Origin of the sequence: Sphingomonas rhamnosi (genome assembly GCF_036663615.1) — a bacterium.
GTDB lineage: Bacteria > Pseudomonadota > Alphaproteobacteria > Sphingomonadales > Sphingomonadaceae > Sphingomonas.
This window is the reverse complement of sequence record NZ_JAXOJJ010000008.1, coordinates 59,745-83,299: the sequence shown is the minus strand read 5'-3', so window position 1 is coordinate 83,299 and position 23,555 is coordinate 59,745. Positions and strand designations below refer to the sequence as shown.

The window sequence follows — 23,555 nt, the reverse complement described above, 5'->3', positions numbered from 1 at the left end:
GTTAACGCGGATTCTAGCGACCTTCAGCTGTCAAAAACGCCGACGTTTCAATCATCTGATGACCGCCTGATGCGGTGGTCTGATGCCTCTTGACTACAACCGTAATCGGTACGATTACAGTCGTAGTCACAGAGGAGCCGAGTCGTGCCAGAACGCATCAGCGACGCCGAACATGCGGTCATGGAGGTGCTGTGGGATGAATCCCCGCTCACCGCGCAGGATGTCGCAGAGCGCGTCGATCCGGCCAAGGGCTGGAGCGCCAACACCGTCAAGACCTTGCTCGGCCGGCTGCTCGCCAAGACCGTCATCGGCCATGAGCAGGACGGCCGCCGGTATCTCTACCGCCCGCTGGTTGCGCGCGACGATTATGTCAGCGGCGAATCGCGGCGGCTGATCGACCGGCTGTTCGGCGGCAAGCTGACCCCGCTGGTCGCGCACCTCGCCGAACGCGACGAACTCACCGCGCAGGACATCGCCGAGATCGAGGCGCTGCTCCAGGAGTTGAGGGCGTGAGCGCGGCCTTGCCCGGCTGGGCGATCGAGGCGCTGATCGCCTCGACGGTGCTGATGATCATCGTCCTCGCTATCCGTACGCCCGTACGGCGTCTGTTCGGGGCGCAGGTCGCCTATGCGCTGTGGGCCTTGCCCGCGCTGCGGCTGATCCTGCCCCCCATGCCACAGGGGTGGCACACGTCCGCCACCCCGCTCTCGCGTGCCGGCGAGACGATCATCATCTATGTGGTCGACCCCGCCGGTTCCGCCGCCGTCGCGTCCGCCCCCGGTCCCTCGCTCGGTTTGGTCGCCGGTGCGCTTTGGGGTGCGGGCGCGGCGGCGTTCCTCGTCTGGCATTTCGTCCAGCACAGCCGGTTCTGCGCGCGGATGCTCGGCACCGCCGAGCGTCTCGACGACGAACAGGGTGTGCGCGTGATCGCCAGTCCCGCCGCGCCCGGACCGCTCGCTTTCGGCATTGTCCGTCGCTACGTCGCCTTCCCGCGCGATTTCGACGACCGGTATGACTCCGACGAACGCGCCCTCGCGCTGGCCCATGAGATCGGTCACCACCAGCGCGGCGACCTGATCGCCAACTGGGTGGCGCTGATCGTGCTCGCGCTGCACTGGTTCAACCCGATCGCGTGGCGCGCCTTCCGCAGCTTCCGCGCCGACCAGGAACTCGCCAACGACGCACGCGTGCTCGCCGGCCGCTCGGCGGTCGACCGCCACATCTATGCCTGCGCGATCGTCAAGGCGGCGCATGGCGGTGCGGTGTCGGCGGCGTGCCACCTTCACACCATCACCGACCTGAAAGGGAGACTTCGCATGCTGACAACTTCGCGCACCTCGCGCCGTCGCTTCGCGATCGGCACCGTCTCGGTTGCGGCACTCGTCGCCGCCGGGCTCGGCGTCACCGCATCGGGCACCAGCGCCGCCGAGGCGATCGGCGCGCGTATCCGCACCGACATCCAGCCCGTTCCCCCCGTCACGCCGGTCCCGCCGATGCCGCCGGTCGCGTCGGTCCCAGCGGTGACGTCCGTTCCGCCCATGCCGCCGCGGGCCGTGCTCCCGAACGCAGGGGATGTGCCGCCGATGCCGCCGGTCCCGCCCGTACGCACCGGCAGCCCGACCCGCGTCATGACAATCCGCAACGGCGAGCGGATGACGATGGCGGACATGCCCGAGATCACCGAAAGGTCCTGCGCCGAAGGCCGCGATGGCGATGCTAAGCAGATGGTGATTCATCGCCAGCAAGGCGCCAGGAAGATCATGATCATCTGCTCGAACCGTATCGAAAAGGCCGCCGCCGATGGCGCCCAGCTCGCCGCGAACAGCAAGGACATCGAACGCAGCGCGCTCCGTTCCGCCATTACGGGTCTGCGCAGCGCGCGCGCGGGGATTGTCGGCAATATGAGCATGTCCGCCGAACAGCGCGCGCAGGCGCTCGCCGGGATCGACGAGGGGATCGCCGAGGTCGAGGCGGATATTGCCAAGGCGGAGTGAGCCCCGGAGCTGGTCCCCGGCGCCTCCCGTTCCCCCGCGACGGCGGGGGTCCAGGGTATCGAGCGCACCGCTGTTTGACCCTGGGCTCCCGCCTTCGCGGGAGAACGGATAGGCATTGGGGTACACGCTCCCACTGTAGACGACCCTTGCCATCACCCGCCGGACCCGCCATTTCGCGCGTATGGCTGAGCACCCGACCGGCATCCCGATCCAGCTCGAGCCGCTCGTCGTCCGCGTGCTCGCGCCCAATGCGTCGCCCTACACCTATACGGGCACGCAGACCCATATCGTCGGCACCACCGACCTTGCGGTGATCGATCCTGGACCGGACGATGCGGCGCATCTTGCAGCCCTGGCCCATGTCATTGCCGGCCGCCCGGTTACCGCGATCGTCGTCACGCACCACCACCGCGACCACAGCCCGGCGACGCGCGCCCTCCAGGCGCTGACCGGTGCGCCGATCGTCGGTGCCGCGCCGTTCGGCCTCGACGATCACGGCGCGCGCGCCGACATGGCGTTCGACGCCGCCTATGCGCCGGACCGGGTGCTCGCAGACGGCGAGGCGATCGCGGGCGATGGCTGGACGCTGCAGGCGATCGCGACCCCCGGCCACACCTCGAACCATCTTGCCTTCGCGCTGCCGGAAACGGGCGCGCTGTTCTCCGGCGACCACGTCATGGGATGGGCGACGACGATCGTCTCGCCCCCCGATGGCGACATGGCGGACTATATGGCGAGCCTCGACAAGCTGATGGCGCGCGACGACCGGGTCTATTACCCGGGGCATGGCGAGGCGATCGACAAGCCGCAGCGGCTCGTCCGCGGGATGCTCGGCCACCGCAAGCAGCGCGAGGGCCAGATCCTGCGCGGCTTGCGCGCCGCGCCGCAGGCGATCCCCGACATGGTCGCGCGCATGTATGTCGGGCTCGACGTGCGGCTGCTGCCCGCCGCCGAACGCTCGGTGCTCGCGCACCTGATCGATCTGCAGAACCGCGGACTGGTGCAGGGGGAGGGGACGCTGTGGAAGATCGCGGCGTGACGCAGCCCACGCGCAGCATCCGCATCGTGGTGCTGCTGCTCGTCGGCATCGCCGCGCTGGTCGCGATCTATGCCGCGTATCGCACCTATACCGATCGCTACACGATCACCACCGAGGGCCGCGATGGCCCCGCGGTCGCGCGTATCGTGGAGACGACCTTCGCAGGCGCGAGCGATCTCAAGGTCAGCACGCTTGCCGGAACCGTGCAGAGCGTCGGCTCGAACCGCGGCTGGTTCAGCTGGCTCGACTCGAGCTATGTGATGAAGGCGCCGTTCTCGGTCGGCTATTTCGTCGACCTGTCGGCGCTCGACCCCGGCGATTTCCGGTGGGACGAAACCGCCAAGGTGCTCACCGTGCACGCCCCCGATGTCCGTGTCGGCGATATCAATATCGACGAATCGCGCATCTATATCGAGGATACCAAGGGCGTGTTCGTCACCCGCAAGATGATGGGCACCATGCGTCGCCAGGCGTCGCAAGGCGCCGACCGCGTGGCCGAGGGTGAAGCGCGCAAGCCCGCGCGGATCGCAGCGGCTCGCGCCAACGCGCGCGCTGCACTGACCCGGTTGATTGCCGGACCACTCGGCGCGGCAGGGCTGGGCAAGGTCACCGTGCAAGTCCGCTTTGCCGGGGAGGGTGGTTCCACCGAACGCTGGGACACCTCGCGCTCGCTGCAGGATGTGCTAGGCAACGCCAGCTAATTCGGGAAACATCATGGAACTTCGTCAGAACCTCGTCGGCGTCGACATCCGCGCCGAGATCGAACGCCTCCGCAAGGAGAAGAACGCGGTCATCCTCGCGCATTATTACCAAAAGCCCGAGCTTCAGGACCTCGCCGATTTCGTCGGCGACAGCCTCGATTTGTCGCGCAAGGCGGCGGCGACCGACGCTGACGTCATCGCGTTCTGCGGCGTGCGCTTCATGGCGGAGACCGCGAAAATCCTGTCGCCGAGCAAGACCGTGATCCTGCCCGACATGGATGCCGGTTGCAGCTTGGAGGACAGCTGCCCGCCCGAGCAGTTCGCGGCGTTTCGCGCCAAGCATCCCGATCACATCGCGCTGACCTATATTAACTGCTCGACCGAGGTGAAGGCGCTCAGCGACATCATCGTCACCAGCTCGTCGGCCGAGACGATCCTCGCGCAGCTGCCGGCAGACCAGAAGATCATCTTCGGCCCCGACCGCAATCTCGGCGGCTATCTGGTGCGCAAGACGGGCCGCGAGATGCTGCTCTGGCCGGGCGTGTGCATCGTCCACGAGGCGTTCAGCGAGACCGAGCTGATGAAGCTGAAGGCGCAGCACCCCGGCGCCCCCGTCGTCGCGCACCCCGAATGCCCGGCGATCATCCTCGACCATGCCGATTACATCGGCTCGACGCGGGGGATCCTGGAATACGCCATGGCGATGGATTCGACGGGCGGGGGCGACACGCTGATCGTCGCGACCGAGCCGCACATCATTCACCAGATGGAAAAGGCGCTGCCGAACAAGCGCTTCATCGGCGCGCCGGGCGCAGACGGCAACTGCAACTGCAATATCTGCCCGTACATGGCGCTCAACACCGTCGAGAAGCTGTACGTCGCGCTGCGCGACCTGTCTCCCCGGATCGAGATCGAGGAAGGGCTGCGCCTCAAGGCGAAGAAGAGCCTCGATGCGATGCTGGCGATGGCGTCGGGATCGGTCGGCAAAGGCGACCTCGGCCCGACGCGGGTAACCGGAGACTAAATCCTCCCCCTTCCGGGGGAGGATCAAGCGCTTCCGTGCAAGTGGTGCCTACTGGCCTCGGCCGGTCTTGCCCTGCAGCTCGTCGATCTTGATCGACGCATCCGCCTTGGTCAGGGTGTCGTCGAACTCCTCGTGCGCTTCCTCTGACAGGGTCTTGAGGTAGCTCGCCTGGGCACCGGTCATCTTCTCGTCGCCGGTGGTCCAGTCGTGCGGATCCTTCTCGGCGTTCGAGAAGGGTTCGGATTTGGGATTGGTATCGGACATGCGGTGTTCCTTTCGCGATACCCAACGCCGACGTTCTATCTATGTTCCCTGCGATACACTTCCGTTGCTCCCCCGCGCGCGCGCGTGCTAATCGGGGCATTGGGGTGAACAACGGGTTTTGAAGATGACGATGACCAACCTTTCGGACACTGCGCAGCGCCGGTGACCGATTCTCCCCAGGCCGCGCTCCCGGCGGTACCCCAGGATGCCGACGGCGATCTTGGTCATCATCATTCGGACGGCATGCTGAAGCTCGCGATCGGCGCGATCGGCATCGTCTTCGGCGATATCGGCACCAGCCCGCTCTACGCGTTTCGCGAGACCTTCGCGGGGCATCACAAGCTCGCGCTCGACCCCGCGCACATCATGGGCGTGATCAGCCTGATGTTCTGGTCGATGATGATCGTCGTGACGGTCAAATACGTCATCATCATCATGCGCGCCGACAACAAGGGCGAGGGCGGCAGCCTGGCGCTGCTGGCGCTCGTCTCGGGCAAGACCAAGACGCGGCACTGGAGCAAGGGTATCATCCTGCTCGGCGTGTTCGCGACTGCGCTGTTCTATGGCGACAGCATGATCACGCCTGCGGTCTCGGTGCTGTCGGCGGTCGAGGGTCTGGCGGTCGCGGCACCCAGCTTTGGGGCGCTTGTCCTCCCGATCTCGATCGCCATTCTGATCTTCCTGTTCTATATCCAGAGCAGCGGAACGGCGCGTGTCGGGCTGTTCTTCGGGCCGATCATGCTGGTCTATTTCGCGGTGATCGGAACGCTGGGCGTGCTGAGCATCGTGCAGACGCCGGAGGTCCTCTGGGCGTTCTCGCCGCATTACGCGGTCCAGTTCTTCCTGATCGATCCCGAACGCGCCTTCCTGGCGCTGGGCTCGGTCGTGCTCGCGGTCACCGGTGCGGAGGCGCTTTATGCGGACATGGGGCATTTTGGCCGCAAGCCGATCGGCATATCGTGGCTGGTCTTCGTCCTGCCCGCGTTGATCATGAACTATATGGGCCAGGGCGCGCTCCTCTTCCGCGACGGCAGTGCCGCGCTGGTCAGCCCGTTCTACAATCTCGCGCCGCCGGCGCTCCAGCTGCCGCTCGTCATCCTGGCGACGATGGCTGCGGTAATCGCGAGCCAAGCGGTGATCTCGGGCGCCTTCTCGGTCACGCAGCAGGCGATCCAGTTGGGCTTCATCCCCCGGCTGCGCATCGAACACACCAGTGCCTCGACCCAGGGCCAGATCTACATCCCGCTCGTCAACTGGGCGCTGATGATCATGGTCATCCTGCTGGTACTGTTCTTCCGCACCTCGTCAAACCTGACCAGCGCCTACGGGATTGCGGTCACGGGGGCGATGCTGATCGACACCTGCCTGCTGGGCGTCGTGCTGTTCCGGCTGTGGAACTGGCCGGTCTATGCCGCCGTGCCGCTGCTCGCCGTCTTCTTCCTGGTCGACGGCGCCTATTTTGCGGCGAACATGACCAAGGTGCCCGCGGGCGGCTGGTTCCCGCTGCTGGTCGGTCTCATCATCTTCACCTTCCTGACCACCTGGTCGAAGGGGCGGCAGCTGATGATCGATCGGATGCGGGAGGCGGCGATGCCGATACGGGTGTTCATTAATTCTGCTGCAAACTCTGCGTCGCGCGTGCCGGGGACCGCGGTGTTCATGACGTCGACGCCGGACGGCGTGCCGCATGCGCTGCTGCACAATTTGAAGCACAACAAGGTGCTGCACGAGCGCGTGATCCTGTTGACGGTCAAGATCGTCGGCCAGCCCTATTGGCCCGCGCACGACCGCGCGATCCGCGAGGAACTGGGCGAGGGGTTCCACCGCCTGATCCTGCGCTACGGCTTCATGGAAGACGCCGACGTGCCCGCGGCGCTGCGCGAGGTGCATAATTGCGGCGCCGACTTCAAGATGATGGACACCAGCTTCTTCCTGTCGCGGCAGACGCTGCTGGCGTCGGACAAGCCCGGCATGATGATCTGGCGCGAGAAGCTGTTCGCGTGGATGCTGCGCAACGCCGAAAGCGCGATGGAGTTCTTCCGCCTGCCGACCAACCGCGTCGTCGAGCTCGGCAGTCAGATCGAGATTTGATGTCCGTCGAATCGGGGCCGGCCCCTATCATCGTCACCGCGCTGTTCGGGCGGCAGGATACCGCGTTCTTCGACGGCATGCGCCGCGCGCACTTCCCGCCCGAGCGCAACCAGCTCGACGCGCATCTGACGCTGTTCCACCATCTGCCGCCTTCGGGCGTCGATGAGCTCAAGCACCGCCTCAACCAGGAGACGCGCGGCATCCGGGCGCCCCAGGCGCGGGTGGGTGGACTCATGTCGCTTGGCCGCGGCGTTGCCTACCGGATCGAATCCCCCGAATTGCTCGGCATCCGCGCGCGGTTGGCGGACGCGTTCACGGGCATGCTGACACCGCAGGATGCCGGCGGATGGCGCCCGCACGTGACGATCCAGAACAAGGTAACGCCCGCGGTGGCGAAGCTTCTGCTCGCCGAACTCAACCGCGATTTCCGCGCGCGCGACATCGAGATCGCGGGGCTGGGGGCGTGGTGGTATCGCGGCGGACCATGGGAAGCGCTGTCGCGGCACATGTTCGCTTGACCGCCCGGAATCCCCTTCCTATAGGCCCCCCTCGCGAGTGAAAGCACGCCTTTGGCGGAGTAGCTCAGTTGGTTAGAGCACGGGAATCATAATCCTGGGGTCGGGGGTTCAAATCCCTCCTCCGCTACCACTCGCGCCGCTTTCGACATGACAAAACGGTAGCCGCCGCCGCTCGACGATCGAGCGCCAGGCCCATTCGACCGGCGCGATCCTGAAGTGGCGGACGTAGACGACCGCGACCCCCAGCAGCGCCAGATCGACCGCGACGCAGACCAGCATCATCGGCATCCAGTCGAGCCGTCCGTAGAGCGCGAAGCCGAACGGCGGGAACAGGATCCAGAGCAGAACGATCGTCTGCAGCACGTAGAGCGTCAGCGCGGTTCGCCCCGCCGCCGCGAACGGCCGCAGCAGCCGCGCGCCGAGCAGCGTGCTCAGCAGCAGATGGATCGCGCCGATATGCCCCAGCGTGGTCGCGAGGCGCGCGATCTCCGACGTTGCCCAGTTCCATTGCGGCGCGTCGGTGAAGCGCGTCACCTCGTACGCGCCCCACGCCCGCAGGCTCAGCCCGACACCATAAGCGGCGAGCGTCAGTCGGGCGTAGAACCGCCGTGACCGGTTGCCCTGCAGGATGCCGAGCCTGAACAGCGCGGCACCGATCAGCATCGTCGTTGCGGCTTCCAGGATCGAGAAGATCTCGCCGAACCCGAGCCGTTCTATGCTCTTGGCGGTCTGCGCGCCGATCCAGTCGGCGGTGGTACCGGAACGCGCCGCGTCCTCCGCGGCGACGATGGCGGCGTGGTCGGCAACCGCGCGTGCGCGGGTCGCGGCGCGTTCGGCTGCCCTGGCGAGCGTCGCGCGCTGGGTCGCGTCGAGCGGTATACCGGCATCGCGCCGGGCGGTGAGCGCCGTCACCTCGGCACGTGCCTGTAGCGGCGCGTAGACGCCCCAATAGCCCGCGCCGCCCAGCTGCAGCACCGCGCCCGCCAGCCCGAGCGTCAGCAGCCACCGCGGGGGCAGCCGCCGGAACCAGAAGGCGAGCATCGCCGCGATCGCATAGGTATGGAGGATGTCGCCCGGCCATAGCAGCACGACCATGTGGATGATCCCGAACACCCACAGCACCGCGTTGCGCCAGTAATAGCGCTGCAGCACCAGCCCCTCGTCGTCCTCCGCCGCGTGCGAGAGACGATCGGTGAGGATCACCATCCCCGCGCCGAACAGCATTTCGAGCATTGCGCGCGCGGTGCCGTCGGCCAGGATCGCGCGCAGCCACCAGGCGATCTGGTCCGCCGCGGTCCAGCCGAGCGTGCGGATGTCCGGGTTGCTGAACGACCGGCCCATGTCGTTGATGTTCATGAACAGGATGCCGAGGATCGCGACTCCGCGCAGGATGTCGAGCGATGTCAGGCGCGACGCACCGTCGGGTTCGGTGGCAGATGCGATCGTCGGGGGGGCTGTCATGTCGCGACGGGTCTAGGGGGCCGTACGATCTCCACGCAATACACCGCCGTCATCCCGGACTTGATCCGGAATCCCGGCCACGGGCGCGGACGCGTGAAATCCTGGGTCCTGACGGTCGTCAGGATGACGGAACCGGTCGCACGGATCGTTGACGACCAGAATGGCGTCGCTGCGTGCCAGCGCCAGCAGCGTAAGGCCGTGTTCGCGCGCGTGATCGATCGCGAGACTGGTCGGCGCCGAGATCCCGACGAGCAGCGGCGCGCGCGCGATCAGCGCCTTGTCGACCATCTCGAAGCTGATCCGCGACGTCACCAGGATGAACGCGCATCCCGTCCTCGCGATTGCCAGCCCGCCGACGAGCTTGTCGAGCGCATTGTGCCGCCCGACATCCTCATAGGCGGCGATTACCGCACCCGACGCGTCGCACGCCGCGGCGGCGTGGATCGCGCCTGTCTCGGCATTGAGCGGCTGATGGTCGCGCAGCCCGGCAAGCGCCGCGAACAGCGCGGCGGGCGCGACGTCCGGGGCGGGCGGGCGGTGCGCGACGGGGCGGCGCAACTGCTCGAGTCCGGCGATCCCGCACAGCCCGCAGCTGGTGTCGCTGGTGCGGTGACGGACGCGGTCGTGGATTCGACCGCGGCATCGCTCCGCCAGCGTCACCCGGACGATCCACCCGGGTTCGCCTTCGAACACGTCGATGTCGACGATGTCGGCCGGCGTGTCCGCAAGCCGCTCGGTCAGCAGGAAGCCGGTGGCGAAGGCCGGCAGGTCGGCCGGCGTCATCATCATCACCGCATAGCCCAGTCCGTCGACCTCGATCGCGACCGGCGCCTCGACCGCGATCCGGCGTTCGGTTTGGGTGACGCCGTCGGGCCGCAGCACGGTGACGGTGGCGGCGCGCGACGTCGTCATAACGCGGCCAGGTCGGCGGGGGTGTTGACGTTGGGCAGCGGCGACGCGGTCGCGACCTCGACCGCGCCGATCGCACGCGCCCAGCGCCGTACCGAATGGTCGTCCGACGCCGCCATGTCGGCGATCAGTTGCGCCCCCGCCGCCGTCGGCCAGTGCCCGAGCACGGGCGCGTCGGCGCAATAGGCGGGGGCACGTTTGGCCAGTTCGGCGATTAGCGCGTCGGGCACGCGGGGCATGTCGCAGGCGATCGTCAGCACCGATACGTAGCCGAGGCTCGCCGCGCGATCGAGCGCACCGGCGATGCCGCCCAGCGGCCCCAGGCCGGGGCGCGGCAGGTCGGCGATGTCGCCCGCCGCGCCGCCGACGATCAAGGTCGTCGCGACATGCGCCGCCAGTTGCGCACGCGCATGCTCGACCAGCGACCGACCGGCCAACAGCGCGTCCGCCTTGTTCGACCCGAAGCGCGAGGACCGGCCGCCGGCGAGGACGACCCCCAGAATCACGCCTTTTCCAGCCGTACCGGCACAGATTTCGCTGCTAGAACATGGCTTTCCAGCGCATGGTGCGCAGTCGGTATGAGGATGTTGCATTCGGGATAATAGGCCCCGACGCACCCGACCGGGATGTCATATTCGACAACCCGCAGTCCATCGACACGGCGTTGCGCATTGTCGCCCGCATCGCCGACAAGGTGCACACTATCCCCGTCCGCGATTCCCATCTTCGCGATGTCGTGCTTGTTCATGAAGACGATGTCGCGCGTGCCCTTCACCCCGCGGAACCGGTCGTGATAGCCGTAGATGGTGGTGTTGAACTGGTCGTTCGACCGCAGAGTCATCAACCGGAACCGCCCCTCGACATCGTCGAACCCGGTCGCACTCAGCACCTCGGGCGTGTTGAACTCGGCGCGACCGCTCTCGGTCTTCCACTCGCGGTGCGCCGCGGCGTTGCCTTTCCAGAAGCCGCCGGGCGTGAACATCCGCGCATTGAACCGCGCGAACATGTCAGGATAGGTCGCCTCGATCGCGTCGCGCACCTTGGCATAGTCGCCGACCCACGCGTCCCAATCGACCTTAGGGTTGGCGGGCAGCATTGCCTTGGCGATCCCTGCGACGATCGCCGGTTCCGACAGCAACGCGTCGGACGCGGGCGTCGCCTTGCCCTTGGAGCCGTAGATGTGGCTGAATGAGTCCTCGATCGACACGCTCTGCGCGCCGGTCGCCTGCATGTCGGTCTCGATCCGGCCGAGGCAGGGGAGTACATAGGACGTCTTGCCGGGCAGCAGGTGCGAGCGGTTGAGCTTGGTCGCGACGTGCACGGTCAGATCAAGGTCGCGCCATGCCGCCTCGACCGGCGCGGTATCGGCGACTGCGCGAACGAAATTGCCGCCCAGCCCGATGAACGCCTGCGCCTCGTGCGCGATCACCGCCTCGCAGGTGGCGACGGTGTCCCAGCCGAGTTCGCGCGGCGGTTCGAAGCCATATTGCTCCTTCAGCCGGTCGAGCGGGGCCAGTTCGGGCTTCTCGGTGATCCCGACGGTGCGCTGACCCTGGACGTTGGAATGGCCGCGGACCGGACCGAACCCGGCGCCGGGCCTGCCGACATTGCCGCGCAGCAGCATGAAGTTCACGACCATATGGACGTTGTCGATGCCGTGGACGTGCTGCGTCAGACCCATGCCATAGACCACGATCGTCGCCTTCGACCGCGCATAGACCGCCGCGGCTTCCTCGATCGCCGCGCGCGTCAGGCCGCTGTTGAGCTCGATCGCGTCCCAGCTGGTCGCGCGTGCCTTGTCCGCGAAGGTCTCGAACCCGGTAGTATGCTGGGCGATGAAGGCGTGGTCGATGATCCCAGGTGCGCCGGTTTCGCGGGCGATATCATCGGCTTCGATGACGAACTTCGAAATCCCCATCATGACGGCGATGTCGCCGCCGGCCTTCACCTGGTGATATTGCGAGGCGATCGGCGTCGACTTGCCCGTCGCCATCTCGATCGGGTTCTGCGGGTCCTGGAAACGCTCCAGCCCGCGTTCCTTGAGCGGATTGAACACGACGATCTCGACGCCGCGCTTGGCGCAATCGCGCAAGGGATGCAGGAAGCGCGGGCTGTTCGACCCCGGGTTCTGCCCGAAGAAGAAGATCGCGTCGCACTTCTCGTAATCGTCGAGCTGGATCGTGCCGACCGGCACCCCGATCGCGGACTTGAGCCCGACCGATGTCGTCTCGTGGCACATGTTCGAACTGTCGGGCAAATTGTGGCTGCCGTACATCCGCGCCATCAGCGCATACATGTACGAGGTCTCAAGGCTGGCGCGGCCCGACGAGTAGAAGATGACCTTCTTGGGGTCGTAGCCCTTCAGCTTCGCACCGATATCGGCGAAGGCTTCGGCCCAGCTTACAGCGGCATAGCGGTCGGTGTTCGCGTCATATTTCATCGGGTGGGTCAGGCGCCCGGCCTGTTCGAGGTCGAAATCCTTCCAGCCGCGCAGTTCGGTGACGTCGTGCTTGGCGAAGAACGCCGGGGTGTTGCGATAGCTGGTCAGCTCCCATGCGGTCGCCTTCGCCCCGTTCTCGCAGAATTCGGCGATGTGCGGCTTGGCGGGACGGCCCCAGGCGCAGCTGACGCAGACGAACCCGTCGGGCTTGTTCTGGCGGCTGAGCTCTTTGAGAGCCTCCGGCCCGATCTTTTCGCGCGCGCCGATTTCGGCCAGCGACCGCATCGAACCCCAGCCTCCGGCCGGTGCGGTGTAGGCTTCGATTTCAATGTCTTCGCTCATGATCGTCCCTCGCTTCGCGCTCAAAACGAAGCTGCCGGGAATTCGATGCGGTGGCAACGCGATCCCGACGGTTCAAATCGCTCGCCTCATCGCCTAGATGGGATCCGACGCTCCAAGGATTGCCCAACATGACGACGCACACCACCCGCATGCTCATTCTCGGGTCCGGCCCCGCCGGGCTGTCCGCCGCGATCTATGGCGCGCGCGCGGGGATGGCGCCGATCGTCGTGCAGGGCATCCAGCCCGGCGGCCAGCTGACCACGACGACCGATGTCGAGAATTACCCCGGCTTCAAGGACGTGATCCAGGGCCCCTGGCTGATGGAGCAGATGCAGGCGCAGGCCGAGCATGTCGGCACGCGGATGATGTGGGACACGATCGTCGAGGTCGACGTCTCCAAGCGGCCTTTCCGCTTGGTCGGCGATTCGGGTGACGTGTACGAAGGCGAGACGCTGGTGATCGCGACCGGCGCGCAGGCGAAGTGGCTCGGGATCGACAGCGAGGAGCCGATGAAGGGCAAGGGCGTCAGCGCCTGCGCGACGTGCGACGGGTTCTTCTATCGCGGCAAGAAGGTCGCGGTGATCGGCGGCGGCAACACCGCGGTCGAGGAGGCGCTGTACCTGACCAACCATTCGCCCGACGTCACGCTGATCCACCGCCGCGATTCGCTGCGCGCCGAGAAGATCCTCCAGGAGCGGCTGTTCGCGCACAAGGGCGTCACGGTCTTGTGGAACAAGGAGGTGCGCGGGTTCGTCGACGGCGGCGGCAATGCCGGACTGGTCGCGCTCGACCTCGAGGATACGGTGACGGGCGAGCATAGCCGGCTCGACGTCGACGGCGGCTTCGTCGCGATCGGCCACCACCCCGCGACCGAGCTGTTCCGCGGGCATATCGATCTCGATTCGGACGGTTATATCGCGGTCGAGACGGGCAGCACGCGGACCAGCGTCGAGGGTGTGTTCGCCTGTGGCGACGTGGCCGACAAGGTGTATCGCCAGGCGGTTACCGCCGCGGGGACGGGGTGCATGGCGGCGCTGGACGCGGAGCGCTTCCTGGCGGCGGCGGAGTTTGCTGAGATGGCCGAGGCGGCGGAGTAGGTACGCCGTCCGTCATCCTGACGAACGTCAGGATCCAGAGTCACGATCGGCGGCGCCCGTGGCTCTGGATCCCGGATCAAGTCCGGGATGACGGAGAAGAGAGGTGATCGCCTCCTCCAGCGGCGCAGCGGCCGGGCCCGAAAAGCTGTGCGACGCGGTGGTGATCTCGGTCGTGCTGCACGTCAGTCCGGCGTTTCGAGCGGCACTCGCGTACGCCAGTGCCGTCGCATCGCCCGTGGCTAGGATGACGGTCGCAGCTGGACCCCATTGGTCGATCGCCGACAGGACTCGCGCCGCCAGCGCATGCTCGCGAGGCTCGTCAGCAAGCTTCCGTAAGCCGCGGAGGACACCGCGAATATTAACCCCGCCGCCAAGCAGCCGCCGCCATTCCCGCGGGTCGCGCAGGCGATCGGCGTAGCGCGCGCGGATCGCAGCGGCGGGGGGCAGGGCGTCGGTGTCCTCGATTACCCAGGGGTTGGCGAGGATGATCGAGTCGAGCCCGGCGTCGCGGCCGAACAGCGCGAGCGTGCTGGCGGCGTCGCAATTGCCGAAGCCGATCACGCGTTCGACGTGCGGCGCTTCGGCGCGAAACGCTGCGGCTGCCGCGACGAGGTCGGGCCGGGCGGTGAGGAACCCGCCGTTGGGGCCGCTCGAATCGCCGATCCCGCGGCGATCGTAGCGCAGCACCGGAACGCCGCGGTCGGCAAGGCGGCGCGCCAGCATCGCCATGCCGCGATGCGCGCCGCAGCGGATCTCGTTGCCGCCCGAGACGATCAGGAGGCCGGTGGTGCCCTGACCCTCGTCGATCGTCGCGGCGAGAGTCTCGCCTTCACAGGGGATGCCGATCATCCTTCGCATCGGGAGATCCAGGCGGCGATGTCGTCGGCGACCGCCGCGGCGAGCGTCTGGTCGGTGCCGGGCTCTGCCGCGCGCCAGAGCGGTCTTCCGGCAAAGACCCGGTCCGCTGGGCGTCCGTCACCCTCCAGCCGGGCGACGCGGTCGGCCTGCGAAGGTTCGGCGGACTTCAGCGCGGACAGCAGGTCGCGGGCGATGGCATTACCGGCCAGTTCGATCGGCGGGCCGGGGCGGTCGATGTCGGCGGGGTCGAACGCCGCCCCGCCTTCGCGCACGCCTGCAAGCCGCGTCCGCACCAGATCGCGGACGATGTCCGCTCCTGTCGGCGGCGACAGATGGTAGCGGCCGGCAAGCGCGGCGCGCGCGTCGACCAGCGCGCCGCCGCGAATCGCGAATCCGTACGTCCGCCGCGCCGGCACCGCCGCGGCGAAGGCGTCTTGCCAGTCGTCGAGCCGCGCATCCTCGGTCGCGATCAGGCTATCGTTGGTGCCGGGAAGATCGGGCAGCACGCTGGCGACGCCGTGCGACGCCAGCGCACGCATGATCGCGACGGTGAACGCGCGCAGGCGATTGGCTTCCTCGAACAGCGCCGGCGCGACGAGCAGCACCGGGCCGGAGTCGGGCCCCAGGCACAGCTGCGCCTCGCGGCCGCGCGCGCAGGCGTAGACGTCAGACAAGCGCCTTGGTCGCGGCGAACGTGACGAGCGCGCCGAACGTCTCGAGCATCTCGCCGTCGACCTCGTCATCCTCGATCAGGATGCCCAGGCGATCCTCGAGCTCGGTCAGCACGCTGGCGACCGCCATCGAATCGAGCTCTGGCAGCGCGCCGAACAGCGGTGTCTCGGGCGTGAACGCGGCGACGCGCTCCGCGCTCAGACCGAGGATGTCGGCCAGCACCGCGCGGACCGCGGTGTCGACCTGGGAAGTGCCTTCGCGGATCAAATTTCGTACCCAAACCCGTTGCGATTGCGCGCTGCGGTATAGTGCGGGGGTGAATTCGGCAACGCCTTGGGCGTATGAGGCACCGATGATCGCGCTCGACCCTCAGCCCTATCCAATCGACCATCTGCCCGCGCGTGGCGCGCCGGACGCGGTGGCGCTGGTCGACCGTGCCGGATCGATGACGTTCGCCGAGCTGGAAAGGGCGGTTTCGGCGGCCGCCGGCGCGCTGGCGGAGCGGGGGCTGTTGGCGGGCGACCGGGTAGCGACGTGGCTGCCGAAGACGCGTCTCGCCTGCGTGATGCCGCTGGCCGTGGCGCGCGCGGGGCTGGTGCATGTGCCGGTGAACCCGGCGCTGCGGCGTGCGCAGGTCGCGCATATCCTCGCCGATAGTGGCGCGGCGCTGCTGGTGACGCAGGGCGTGCGGGCGGGGACGCTGGAGGCGGGGGATGTGCCGGCAGGGTGCGTTGTGGTGGAGGAGGTCGAACTCCCGCTTGTACCCCGGCGGAGGCCGGGGCCCAGTTGGGATGGCCTCGGTAACGAAGGACCGGCTCCGGTTACGTCTGTTCTCCCAACTGGGCCCCGGCCTTCGCCGGGGAACGATGAGGGCTTGAGCCTGTCCTGGGCCGATCCCGATACGCTTGCGGCGATCCTCTACACCTCGGGCTCCACCGGCCGGCCCAAGGGCGTCATGCTCAGCCACGCGAATTTGTGGCTCGGCGCGATTTCGGTCGCGCATTACCTAAGGCTCACGCCCGACGACCGCGTGCTCGCGGTGCTGCCGCTGAGCTTCGATTACGGCCAGAACCAGCTGCTCTCGACCTGGGCGGCGGGTGCGTCTGTGGCGCCGCTCGATTACCTCACCGCGCGCGACGTCGTGAAGGCGGTCGAGCGGACCGATGCGACGACTTTGGCGGGGGTGCCGCCGCTATGGGTGCAGCTGCTCGAAGCGGACTGGCCGCCCGAGACCGCCGCGAAACTCCGGCGGCTCACCAATTCGGGCGGCGCGCTGACGCCGCGGCTGGTGCGGGGCTTGCGCGCGCGGTTCACGCAGGCCGATCTCTACGCGATGTACGGGCTGACCGAGGCGTTCCGATCGACCTATCTCGACCCCGCCCTGATCGACGTGCATCCGGACGCGATGGGCCGCGCGATCCCGTTCGCGGACGTGTCGGTGCGCCGCGCCGACGGTACGCGCGCTGCGGTCGGGGAGCCGGGCGAACTCGTCCACGCGGGGCCGCTGGTCGCGCAAGGCTATTGGCGCGACGTCGAGCGGACCGCGCATCGCTTCCGGCCCGAACCGGACGGCAGCCTTGCGGTCTGGTCGGGCGACACCGTGGTCGAGGGGGACGACGGACTGCTGCGCTTCGTCGGCCGCGACGACGAGATGATCAAGAGCGCAGGCAACCGCATCAGTCCGCTCGAGATCGAGGAAGCGGTGCTGGCGGGCGGGGAAGCGCGCGAGGCGGTCGCGGTCGGGGTCGCGGACGAACGCCTGGGGCAGGCGATCGTGGTGGTTCTCGCCGGCGACGTGGCGGGTGAACCGGCGTTGCGCGCGCGACTGCGGGCGGCACTGCCGAGCTTCATGCAGCCCGCGCGGTATGACTGGCGCGATGCGCTGCCGCACAATGCGAACGGCAAGCTCGATCGGTCGGCGATTGCGGCGGAGGTCAAGGCGTGTTCCCCCGCGAAGGCGGGGGCTCAGTCTGGACCCCCGCCTTCGCGGGGGAACACGGAGGTGACGCGATGAAACCGATGGGGCCACTCCCGCCGGAGTTCCGAGACCAGGCGGGGATGCTGCAGATCGGCACACACAGCGCAGACTCGCTTGTGCGACAGGCCGGCGACACGCCGCTGTTCGTCTACGACATGACCGCCATCGCGACGCGGATCGTGCGGTTCCGCGCGGCGTTCGCTGGCGTCGATCTCCACTACGCGATCAAGGCCAACCCCTACGCCGACCTGCTCGCGGCCCTCGCGCCGCTGGTCGACGGCCTCGACGTCGCCTCCGCCGGCGAACTCGCCAAGGCGCTCGCGGTCAAGCCCGCCGGCGCGATCAGCTTCGCGGGCCCCGGCAAGCGCGACGACGAACTCGCCGCCGCCATCGTCGCCGGCGCGACTCTCAACGTCGAATCCGAAGGCGAGGCCGACCGCGCCTTTGCGATCGGCGGCCGGCTGGGCCTGACCCCGCACCTCGCGGTCCGCGTGAACCCCGATATCGAACTGCGCGGCAGCGGGATGAAGATGGGCGGTCGCGCGTCGCCCTTCGGCGTCGACGCGGCGCGTGCCGCCGCACTGGTACGCCGCATCGTCGCCGCCGGCGCCGATTGGCGCGGCTTCCATATCTATGCAGGCAGCCAGGCGCTCGACGCGCAGGCGATCATCGACACGCAGGCCGGGACGCTGGATCTGGCCGCGCGGCTGGCAAACGAGGCAGGAGCCGCCCCCCCGCTGGTCAATCTCGGCGGCGGCTTCGGCGTGCCGTATTTCGCCGGCGACGTGGCGCTCGACGTCGAGCGCGTCGGCGCTGCGCTTGCCGACGCGATCGCTGCCCGCGCCCCCATTCTTGCCGACAGCGGCTTCGCGATCGAACTCGGCCGCTGGCTGGTCGCCGAGGCAGGCGTCTATCTCACCCGCGTCGTCGACGTGAAGCAGAGCCAGGGGGAGACCTTCGTCATCGTCGACGGCGGGCTCAATCACCAGCTCGCGGCGAGCGGCAATTTCGGCACCGTCGTGCGCCGCAACTATCCGCTGGCGGTCGCCGCGCGCATGGGCGGCGAAGCGGACGGCGACGTCACCGTCGTCGGCCCGTTGTGCACCCCGCTCGACCGCCTCGGCGACCGCGTCGCGCTGCCGCCGGTCGCGGTCGGCGATCTGATCGCAATCTTCCTGGCAGGCGCCTATGGGGCCTCGGCGAGTCCGGCGGCCTTCCTCGGCCATCCGCTTGCATCCGAACTGGTTGTCGAGCGTTCCTAACGCTATATTCACCTGTTCGACCCATATCGATCCTGAGTTCAGCCGTTCCCGGTGCAGACCGGCGTTCGGCATGATGTCAGGAGACTTCTACCCATGCGTGCCGGACCCGTTGCCCGTTCCCTGCTGATCACCGGCCTCGCCGCCTCGACGCTGGCCGCCTGCACCAGCACCGGCGGGCGTCCCGAATTGCCGCCGGCCTCCTATGTCGCGAACAAGGAGATGCCGGGCGAGGAATATGTCATCGGGCCGCTCGATCAGCTCAACATCTTCGTCTGGCGCAATCCCGAACTGTCGGCGAAGATCCAGGTGCGCCCCGACGGCCGCATCACCACGCCGCTGATCAACGACATGCCCGCGGTCGGCAAGACCCCGGCCGTGCTCGCCGAGGACATGAAGAAGGCGCTCAGCCAGTATATCAAGGATCCGATCGTCTCGGTGATCGTCGAGAATTTCTCGGGCACCTACAGCCAGCAGGTCCGCATCGTCGGCGCGACCGAGAAGCCGGCGTCGATCCCCTACCGCGCCAACATGACCCTGCTCGACGCGATGATCGCGGTCGGCGGGCTCAGCCAATATGCGGCGGGCAACAAGGCGCGCCTCGTCCGCTACGACCGCGCGACCGGCAAGCAGACCGAATTCTCGCTGCAGATCGGCGACCTGCTCAAGAAGGGCGATTCGTCGGCCAATGTCGGGCTCGAGCCGGGCGACGTGATCATCATTCCGGAATCGATGTTCTGATATGAACGGGATCTACGACGAAGTCCGCATCGCGCTGCACGCGATCTGGAACCGCCGCTGGCTCGCGCTGGCGGTGGCGTGGGGCGTGTGCGTGCTCGGCTGGCTGTTCGTATCGCAGATCCCGAGCAAATATGAATCGAGCGCGCGCGTGTTCGTGCAGATGCAGAACATCCTGCCGACGACGATGGATGCGCCCGCGCAGTCGACGCAGAAGGACGTCGACACGATCCGCCAGACGCTCGTCTCGGCGGTCAACCTGGAGAAGGTCGTGCGCGGCACCGACCTGGCCAACACCGTGTCGAGCGACCGCGACGTTGCCGACCGCGTGGCCGGGCTCGCGCAGAACATCAAGATCGTGTCGCAGCAGGACAATCTGTTCCAGATCACGACCACCGCCTCCAGCCCCAAGCTGGCGCGGACGATCACGCAGAAGCTGATCGACATCTTCGTCGAACAGAATCTGGCGGGCGATCGCACCAGCACCAGCCAGAGCCTGACCTTCCTCGACGCGCAGCTCGAACAGCGCCAGAAGCAGCTGCAGGACGCCGAAGCCAAGCGCGCCGACTTCCAGAACCGCTATCTCGGCGCGCTGCCCGGCACGGGCACCGTCAGCGACCGCATCGGCGCATCGCGCGCGCAGATGGCGCAGGTCGACAGCGACCTCGCCGCGGCGCAGTCGAGCCTGGCCGCGGTGCAGGGCCAGATGGCCGGTACCCCCGCGACGGTGCCCGGCGCCGCGGGTGCTGCCGGAACGGCGGGCCCGGCCCGTGCACGATTGCAGGCGATCCAGGGCCAGCTCGCCGATGCACGCGCGCGCGGCTATACCGACAACCATCCCGACGTGGTCGCGCTGAAGAGCCAGCTTGCCGCCGCCACCGCAGCCGCGCGCGGCGAGCCGCTGTCGGGCGGCAGTGGTGGGGCGGGGGCCAACGCCAACCCGCTCTACGTCTCGCTGCAATCGATGCTCGCCGACAAGCAGGCCACCGTCGCCGCGCTGCGGATGCGCAAAAGCCAGCTGCAGGGCGATGTCGACCTGCTCAACAGCAAGATCGCCGCCGATCCCGAAGCCGCCGCGGAGCAAGGCAGCATCGACCGCGACTATCAGGTGCTGAAGGACCAGTACGCCCAGCTGCTGACCCAGCGCGAACAGATCGCGCTGCGCGGTCAGGCGCAGACCCAGACCGACCGCGTGAAGTTCAGCGTGATCGATCCGCCGACCACGCCGCGCACGCCGACCGCACCAAACCGGATGCTGCTGCTGACCGGTGTGCTGATCGCCGGGCTCGGGGCCGGGGTGGGCGCCGCGTTCGCGATGGGGCAGCTGCGCACCACTTTCGCGACCGGCACGCGGCTCGAAAGGGCTTCTGGCCTGCCCGTGATCGGATCGATCGGTGAGGTCGTGACCCGGATCCAGTCCGAGCAGCGGCGCCGCAAACTCAAGATGTTCCTGGGCGGCACCGCCGCGCTGGGGGCCGCCTATGTCCTGCTGCTGGGGGTCGAGATCCTCCAGCGCGGCCTGGCGGCGTAAGGGGGATGACCGTGACCAATCCGAAGACCGGGCGCGAGCCGTCGCTGCTCGAACGCGCGGCCAAGGTCTATGACTTTTCGGCGCATGTCCGCGCGCGGGAGCTGCCACCGGTCGAGCCCGACCACGTCGCGGCCGAACCTTTCGAGGCCGACGACAGCGACCCGACCTTCCTCGCCATTCCGGCCGAACTGCGCGCGCCGATCGGTGAGGAACTGCCCGACGACTTCCACCTGCCGGTTGACCAGGGCGACATCGCGCTGATCGATCGCGGCATGCTCGCCGGCAACGGCATGATCGTGCCCGGTGCGCCGGTGGGGCCGCTCGCCGAGGAGTTCCGGCTCATCAAGCGGCAGTTGCTGATCACGCAAGGCCGCATCGCCGACAGCGACAGCCCCGACAAGGCGCGCACCATCCTGGTCTGCTCGGCGCGGCCCGAGGACGGCAAGACGTTCTGCGCGATCAACCTCGCGCTGTCGCTCGCCGCCGAGCGCGATACCGAGGTGCTGCTGGTCGACGCCGACGTCGCCAAGCCGGATGTCGTCAACCAGCTGGGGCTGCAGGACGGTCCCGGCCTGCTCGACGCGCTCGCCGATTCGCATATCGACGTAGAGACGCTGGTGATGCGTACCGACGTGCCGCATCTCTCGATCCTGCCCGCAGGCACCAAGACCACGATGGATACCGAGCTGCTGGCGAGCGCGCGCACGCGCACGGTGCTCGCGCGGCTGCTCGCGGCCAATCCGCGCCGCGTCATCATCTTCGATTCGCCGCCCGCGCTCGCCGCCTCGCCAGCCCCGGTGCTGGCGATGATGGTCGGGCAGGTGATGCTCGTGGTCCGCGCCGATCGCACGCCCGAGGGCGAACTGCGCGCCGCGGTCAATCTGCTCGACAGCTGCGAGCATATCCAGCTCGTCCTCAACGCAGTCTCGTTCGTGCCGGGTGGGGCGCGGTTCGGCAGCTATTACGGCCAGGAGGGATCCAAGTGACACGGTTGATCCGTGCGGCGGCCCGGGGGGGCGGCGTCGCGATGATCGCATGGCTCGCGAGCAGTCCGGCGGTCGCGCAGAACGCGCGGCGCGTCACGCTCGTGCCCTATATCGAGGCGAGCCAGATCCTCGACGCCGATCTGAACGGGGGCGACGTCGTGACCTACACCACGCTCGCGGCGGGGCTGGACGGTTCGGTCCAGACGCAGCGCGTCTCGGCGCAGGCCAGCGTGCGGTACGAGCACCGCTTCGCCTATGACGACCGCATCGGCGACCAGGACGTGCTCTCGGGTCTCGCCCGTGCCGACGTCCAACTGACCCGCGCGCTGTCGATCGAGGCCGGCGGCATCGCGACGCGCGCCCGCTCCGACATCCGCGGCGCCGCGCCCGGCATCCTGGTCGGCAATGTCGACAATATCGCGCAGATCTATTCGGGCTATGTCGGCCCCAGCCTGGCGACCAACGCCGGACCGATCGCGCTCAATGCCGATTACCGCTTCGGCTATACCAAGGTCGAGACGCCGACCTTCGCCGACACCAGCGTCGGCACCCGCCGGCTCGATTATTACGACGATTCGATCGGCCATACCGTGCTGGCGAGCGCCGGGTTCAAGCCCGGCACGCTGCTACCCGTCGGCCTGACCGCGAGCGGCGCCTATGATCGCGAGACCGCGAGCCAGCTGTCGCAGCGCTATGAGGGCTATTACGGCCGCGGCGACGCGCTGTTGCCGGTGTCGCCCTATGTCGCGCTGACCGCGGGCGTGGGGTATGAGAAGATCGAGACCAGCCAGAAGGATGCCGCGGTCGATGCCACCGGCGCGCCGGTGCTCGACGACAACGGCCGCTACGTCACCGCCGCGGGGTCGCCGCGCCGGATCGCCTATCGCACCGACGGGGTCTATTACGACGCGGGCGTGATCTGGCGCCCCAACCGCCGCACTTCGGTGGAGGGGCATGTCGGCAAGCGCTACGGCTCGCTCAGCTATACCGGCACCGCGACCTATCAGGCGTCGAAGACGGTCGGCCTAGCGGTCAACGTCTATGACGGCGTGCAGACCTTCGGACGCCAGCTCCGCACCGGGCTCGCGAGCCTGCCGACCAGCTTCGTCTCGCCGACCCAAGGGTTCAGCCAGCAGTTCAACGGCTGCGTGTTCGGATCGACCGGCGCGGCGCCCGGCGGGTGCCTGGACGACGTGTTCCAGTCGATCTCGACCGCGAGCTACCGCGCGCGCGGCATCGACGGTGTGCTGGTCGCGACCCGCGGCCGCAGCACCTGGGGCCTCGGGATCGGCTATGCCAACCGCAAGCTCTATGCGCCGCGCGCCGCGCCCGGCCTTGTCGTGTCGGGGCTCGAGGATCAGAGCTATTACGGCCAGCTGTTCTTCGCGCGTTCGCTCACCGAGAATTCGGGGATCAACGCCAACGCCTTCGTCAATTACTACGACAGCGGTCTTGGCGGCAACGCTGGCGCCAACGGCGTGCTTATCGAGGGCGATAATGGCGTGTGGTCATATGGCGCCACGGGGAGCTATTATCGCAACTTCGGGCGTTTGGGCACCACGGCGTCGGTCGGGCTGTACAGCTTCAAGGTCGGCGATTTCGACAGCGACTGGTCGGCGCAAGCGCTGCTCGGCGCACGCTACCAGTTCTAGG

At 68.0% G+C, this 23,555-nt stretch carries 22 protein-coding genes and 1 tRNA gene; 15 read left to right on the top strand and 8 right to left on the bottom strand.

The genetic code is table 11. The annotated features are described in order from the left end of the window. The first annotated feature begins 144 nt into the window (after positions 1-144). The 5 genes from U1701_RS15890 to nadA all read left to right on the top strand — a co-directional run bounded on the left by U1701_RS15890 (position 145) and on the right by nadA (position 4,758). Positions 145-513: a BlaI/MecI/CopY family transcriptional regulator gene (locus U1701_RS15890; RefSeq protein WP_332783554.1), complete on the top strand. Its 369-nt coding sequence runs from the start codon at positions 145-147 to the stop codon at positions 511-513. Then, positions 510-1,994 (top strand): M56 family metallopeptidase, encoded by a 1,485-nt coding sequence (locus tag U1701_RS15885; protein ID WP_332783553.1) that lies wholly within the window; start codon positions 510-512, stop codon positions 1,992-1,994. The genes U1701_RS15890 and U1701_RS15885 overlap by 4 nt, the downstream gene beginning before the upstream one ends. Before the next feature lie 181 nt (positions 1,995-2,175). Further along, entirely contained in the window at positions 2,176-3,033 is an 858-nt protein-coding gene (locus U1701_RS15880) for an MBL fold metallo-hydrolase (protein ID WP_332783552.1), read from the top strand. Further along, a complete protein-coding gene (locus U1701_RS15875; protein ID WP_332783551.1) occupies positions 3,030-3,734 on the top strand; it encodes a DUF4230 domain-containing protein in 705 nt (234 codons plus the stop codon). The genes U1701_RS15880 and U1701_RS15875 overlap by 4 nt, the downstream gene beginning before the upstream one ends. Positions 3,735-3,747: 13 nt before the next feature. Continuing rightward, positions 3,748-4,758, top strand: coding sequence for a quinolinate synthase NadA (gene nadA / locus U1701_RS15870; RefSeq protein WP_332783550.1), 1,011 nt, complete (start codon positions 3,748-3,750; stop codon positions 4,756-4,758). Between the two features lie 48 nt (positions 4,759-4,806). Here the strand turns inward: nadA and U1701_RS15865 are convergent, their stop codons facing one another. Beyond that, entirely contained in the window at positions 4,807-5,022 is a 216-nt protein-coding gene (locus tag U1701_RS15865; RefSeq protein ID WP_332783549.1) for a DUF3072 domain-containing protein, read from the bottom strand. Between the two features lie 162 nt (positions 5,023-5,184). Between U1701_RS15865 and U1701_RS15860 the strand changes: the two genes are divergently transcribed. The 3 genes from U1701_RS15860 (at position 5,185) to U1701_RS15850 (ending at position 7,761) form a co-directional block, all read left to right on the top strand. Continuing rightward, positions 5,185-7,113, top strand: a complete 1,929-nt coding sequence (locus U1701_RS15860) for a potassium transporter Kup (protein WP_332783548.1) — start codon at positions 5,185-5,187, stop codon at positions 7,111-7,113. Next, on the top strand, positions 7,113-7,631 hold the full coding sequence (locus U1701_RS15855; RefSeq protein ID WP_332783547.1) for a 2'-5' RNA ligase family protein: 519 nt from the start codon (positions 7,113-7,115) through the stop codon (positions 7,629-7,631). The genes U1701_RS15860 and U1701_RS15855 overlap by 1 nt, the downstream gene beginning before the upstream one ends. Before the next feature lie 53 nt (positions 7,632-7,684). After that, positions 7,685-7,761 (top strand) — tRNA-Met (locus tag U1701_RS15850). Here the strand turns inward: U1701_RS15850 and U1701_RS15845 are convergent. Genes U1701_RS15845 through U1701_RS15830 form a run of 4 tightly spaced genes read right to left on the bottom strand, consistent with a single transcriptional unit; the run spans position 7,740 to position 12,783 of the window. After that, positions 7,740-9,092, bottom strand: a complete 1,353-nt coding sequence (locus U1701_RS15845; protein ID WP_332783546.1) for a DUF418 domain-containing protein — start codon at positions 9,090-9,092, stop codon at positions 7,740-7,742. The two genes, U1701_RS15850 and U1701_RS15845, sit on opposite strands and share 22 nt — an antisense overlap. A gap of 12 nt (positions 9,093-9,104) precedes the next feature. Next, positions 9,105-10,004 carry a formate dehydrogenase accessory sulfurtransferase FdhD gene (gene fdhD, locus U1701_RS15840; RefSeq protein WP_332783545.1) on the bottom strand — a complete coding sequence of 300 codons (900 nt, stop codon included), beginning with the start codon at positions 10,002-10,004 and terminating at the stop codon, positions 9,105-9,107. Continuing rightward, positions 10,001-10,507 (bottom strand): molybdenum cofactor guanylyltransferase, encoded by a 507-nt coding sequence (gene mobA, locus U1701_RS15835; RefSeq protein WP_332783544.1) that lies wholly within the window; start codon positions 10,505-10,507, stop codon positions 10,001-10,003. Before mobA ends, fdhD begins: the two co-directional genes overlap by 4 nt. Beyond that, positions 10,504-12,783 carry an FdhF/YdeP family oxidoreductase gene (locus U1701_RS15830; RefSeq protein WP_332783543.1) on the bottom strand — a complete coding sequence of 760 codons (2,280 nt, stop codon included), beginning with the start codon at positions 12,781-12,783 and terminating at the stop codon, positions 10,504-10,506. The genes mobA and U1701_RS15830 overlap by 4 nt, the downstream gene beginning before the upstream one ends. Positions 12,784-12,911: 128 nt before the next feature. On the opposite strand from U1701_RS15830, the gene trxB reads away from it, so the two are divergent. Next, a complete protein-coding gene (gene trxB, locus U1701_RS15825) occupies positions 12,912-13,880 on the top strand; it encodes a thioredoxin-disulfide reductase (protein ID WP_332783542.1) in 969 nt (322 codons plus the stop codon). Positions 13,881-13,907: 27 nt separating this feature from the next. On the opposite strand, the gene U1701_RS15820 is transcribed toward trxB, so the two are convergent. From U1701_RS15820 to U1701_RS15810, 3 genes are read right to left on the bottom strand one after another with little or no spacing between them, the layout of a single operon-like run. Further along, positions 13,908-14,738, bottom strand: coding sequence for a hydrolase 1, exosortase A system-associated (locus U1701_RS15820; RefSeq protein WP_332783541.1), 831 nt, complete (start codon positions 14,736-14,738; stop codon positions 13,908-13,910). After that, the gene (locus U1701_RS15815) at positions 14,726-15,412 is read right to left on the bottom strand and encodes a hypothetical protein (RefSeq protein WP_332783540.1); all 687 of its coding nucleotides are present in this window, start codon (positions 15,410-15,412) and stop codon (positions 14,726-14,728) included. Before U1701_RS15815 ends, U1701_RS15820 begins: the two co-directional genes overlap by 13 nt. Further along, positions 15,405-15,677 carry an acyl carrier protein gene (locus tag U1701_RS15810; protein ID WP_332783539.1) on the bottom strand — a complete coding sequence of 91 codons (273 nt, stop codon included), beginning with the start codon at positions 15,675-15,677 and terminating at the stop codon, positions 15,405-15,407. The genes U1701_RS15815 and U1701_RS15810 overlap by 8 nt, the downstream gene beginning before the upstream one ends. A gap of 85 nt (positions 15,678-15,762) precedes the next feature. On the opposite strand from U1701_RS15810, the gene U1701_RS15805 reads away from it, so the two are divergent. The 6 genes from U1701_RS15805 to U1701_RS15780 all read left to right on the top strand — a co-directional run bounded on the left by U1701_RS15805 (position 15,763) and on the right by U1701_RS15780 (position 23,554). Further along, entirely contained in the window at positions 15,763-17,424 is a 1,662-nt protein-coding gene (locus U1701_RS15805) for an AMP-binding protein (protein ID WP_332783538.1), read from the top strand. After that, positions 17,421-18,650: a pyridoxal-dependent decarboxylase, exosortase A system-associated gene (locus tag U1701_RS15800; RefSeq protein WP_332783537.1), complete on the top strand. Its 1,230-nt coding sequence runs from the start codon at positions 17,421-17,423 to the stop codon at positions 18,648-18,650. Before U1701_RS15805 ends, U1701_RS15800 begins: the two co-directional genes overlap by 4 nt. Positions 18,651-18,743: 93 nt before the next feature. After that, complete coding sequence (locus U1701_RS15795; protein WP_332783536.1) at positions 18,744-19,388, top strand: XrtA/PEP-CTERM system exopolysaccharide export protein; 645 nt, start codon at positions 18,744-18,746, stop codon at positions 19,386-19,388. 1 nt (position 19,389) lies between these two features. Next, complete coding sequence (locus U1701_RS15790) at positions 19,390-20,916, top strand: XrtA system polysaccharide chain length determinant (protein ID WP_332783535.1); 1,527 nt, start codon at positions 19,390-19,392, stop codon at positions 20,914-20,916. Between the two features lie 5 nt (positions 20,917-20,921). Continuing rightward, complete coding sequence (locus U1701_RS15785; protein WP_332783534.1) at positions 20,922-21,902, top strand: AAA family ATPase; 981 nt, start codon at positions 20,922-20,924, stop codon at positions 21,900-21,902. Then, entirely contained in the window at positions 21,899-23,554 is a 1,656-nt protein-coding gene (locus U1701_RS15780; protein WP_332783533.1) for a hypothetical protein, read from the top strand. The genes U1701_RS15785 and U1701_RS15780 overlap by 4 nt, the downstream gene beginning before the upstream one ends. Position 23,555: the final 1 nt, after the last annotated feature.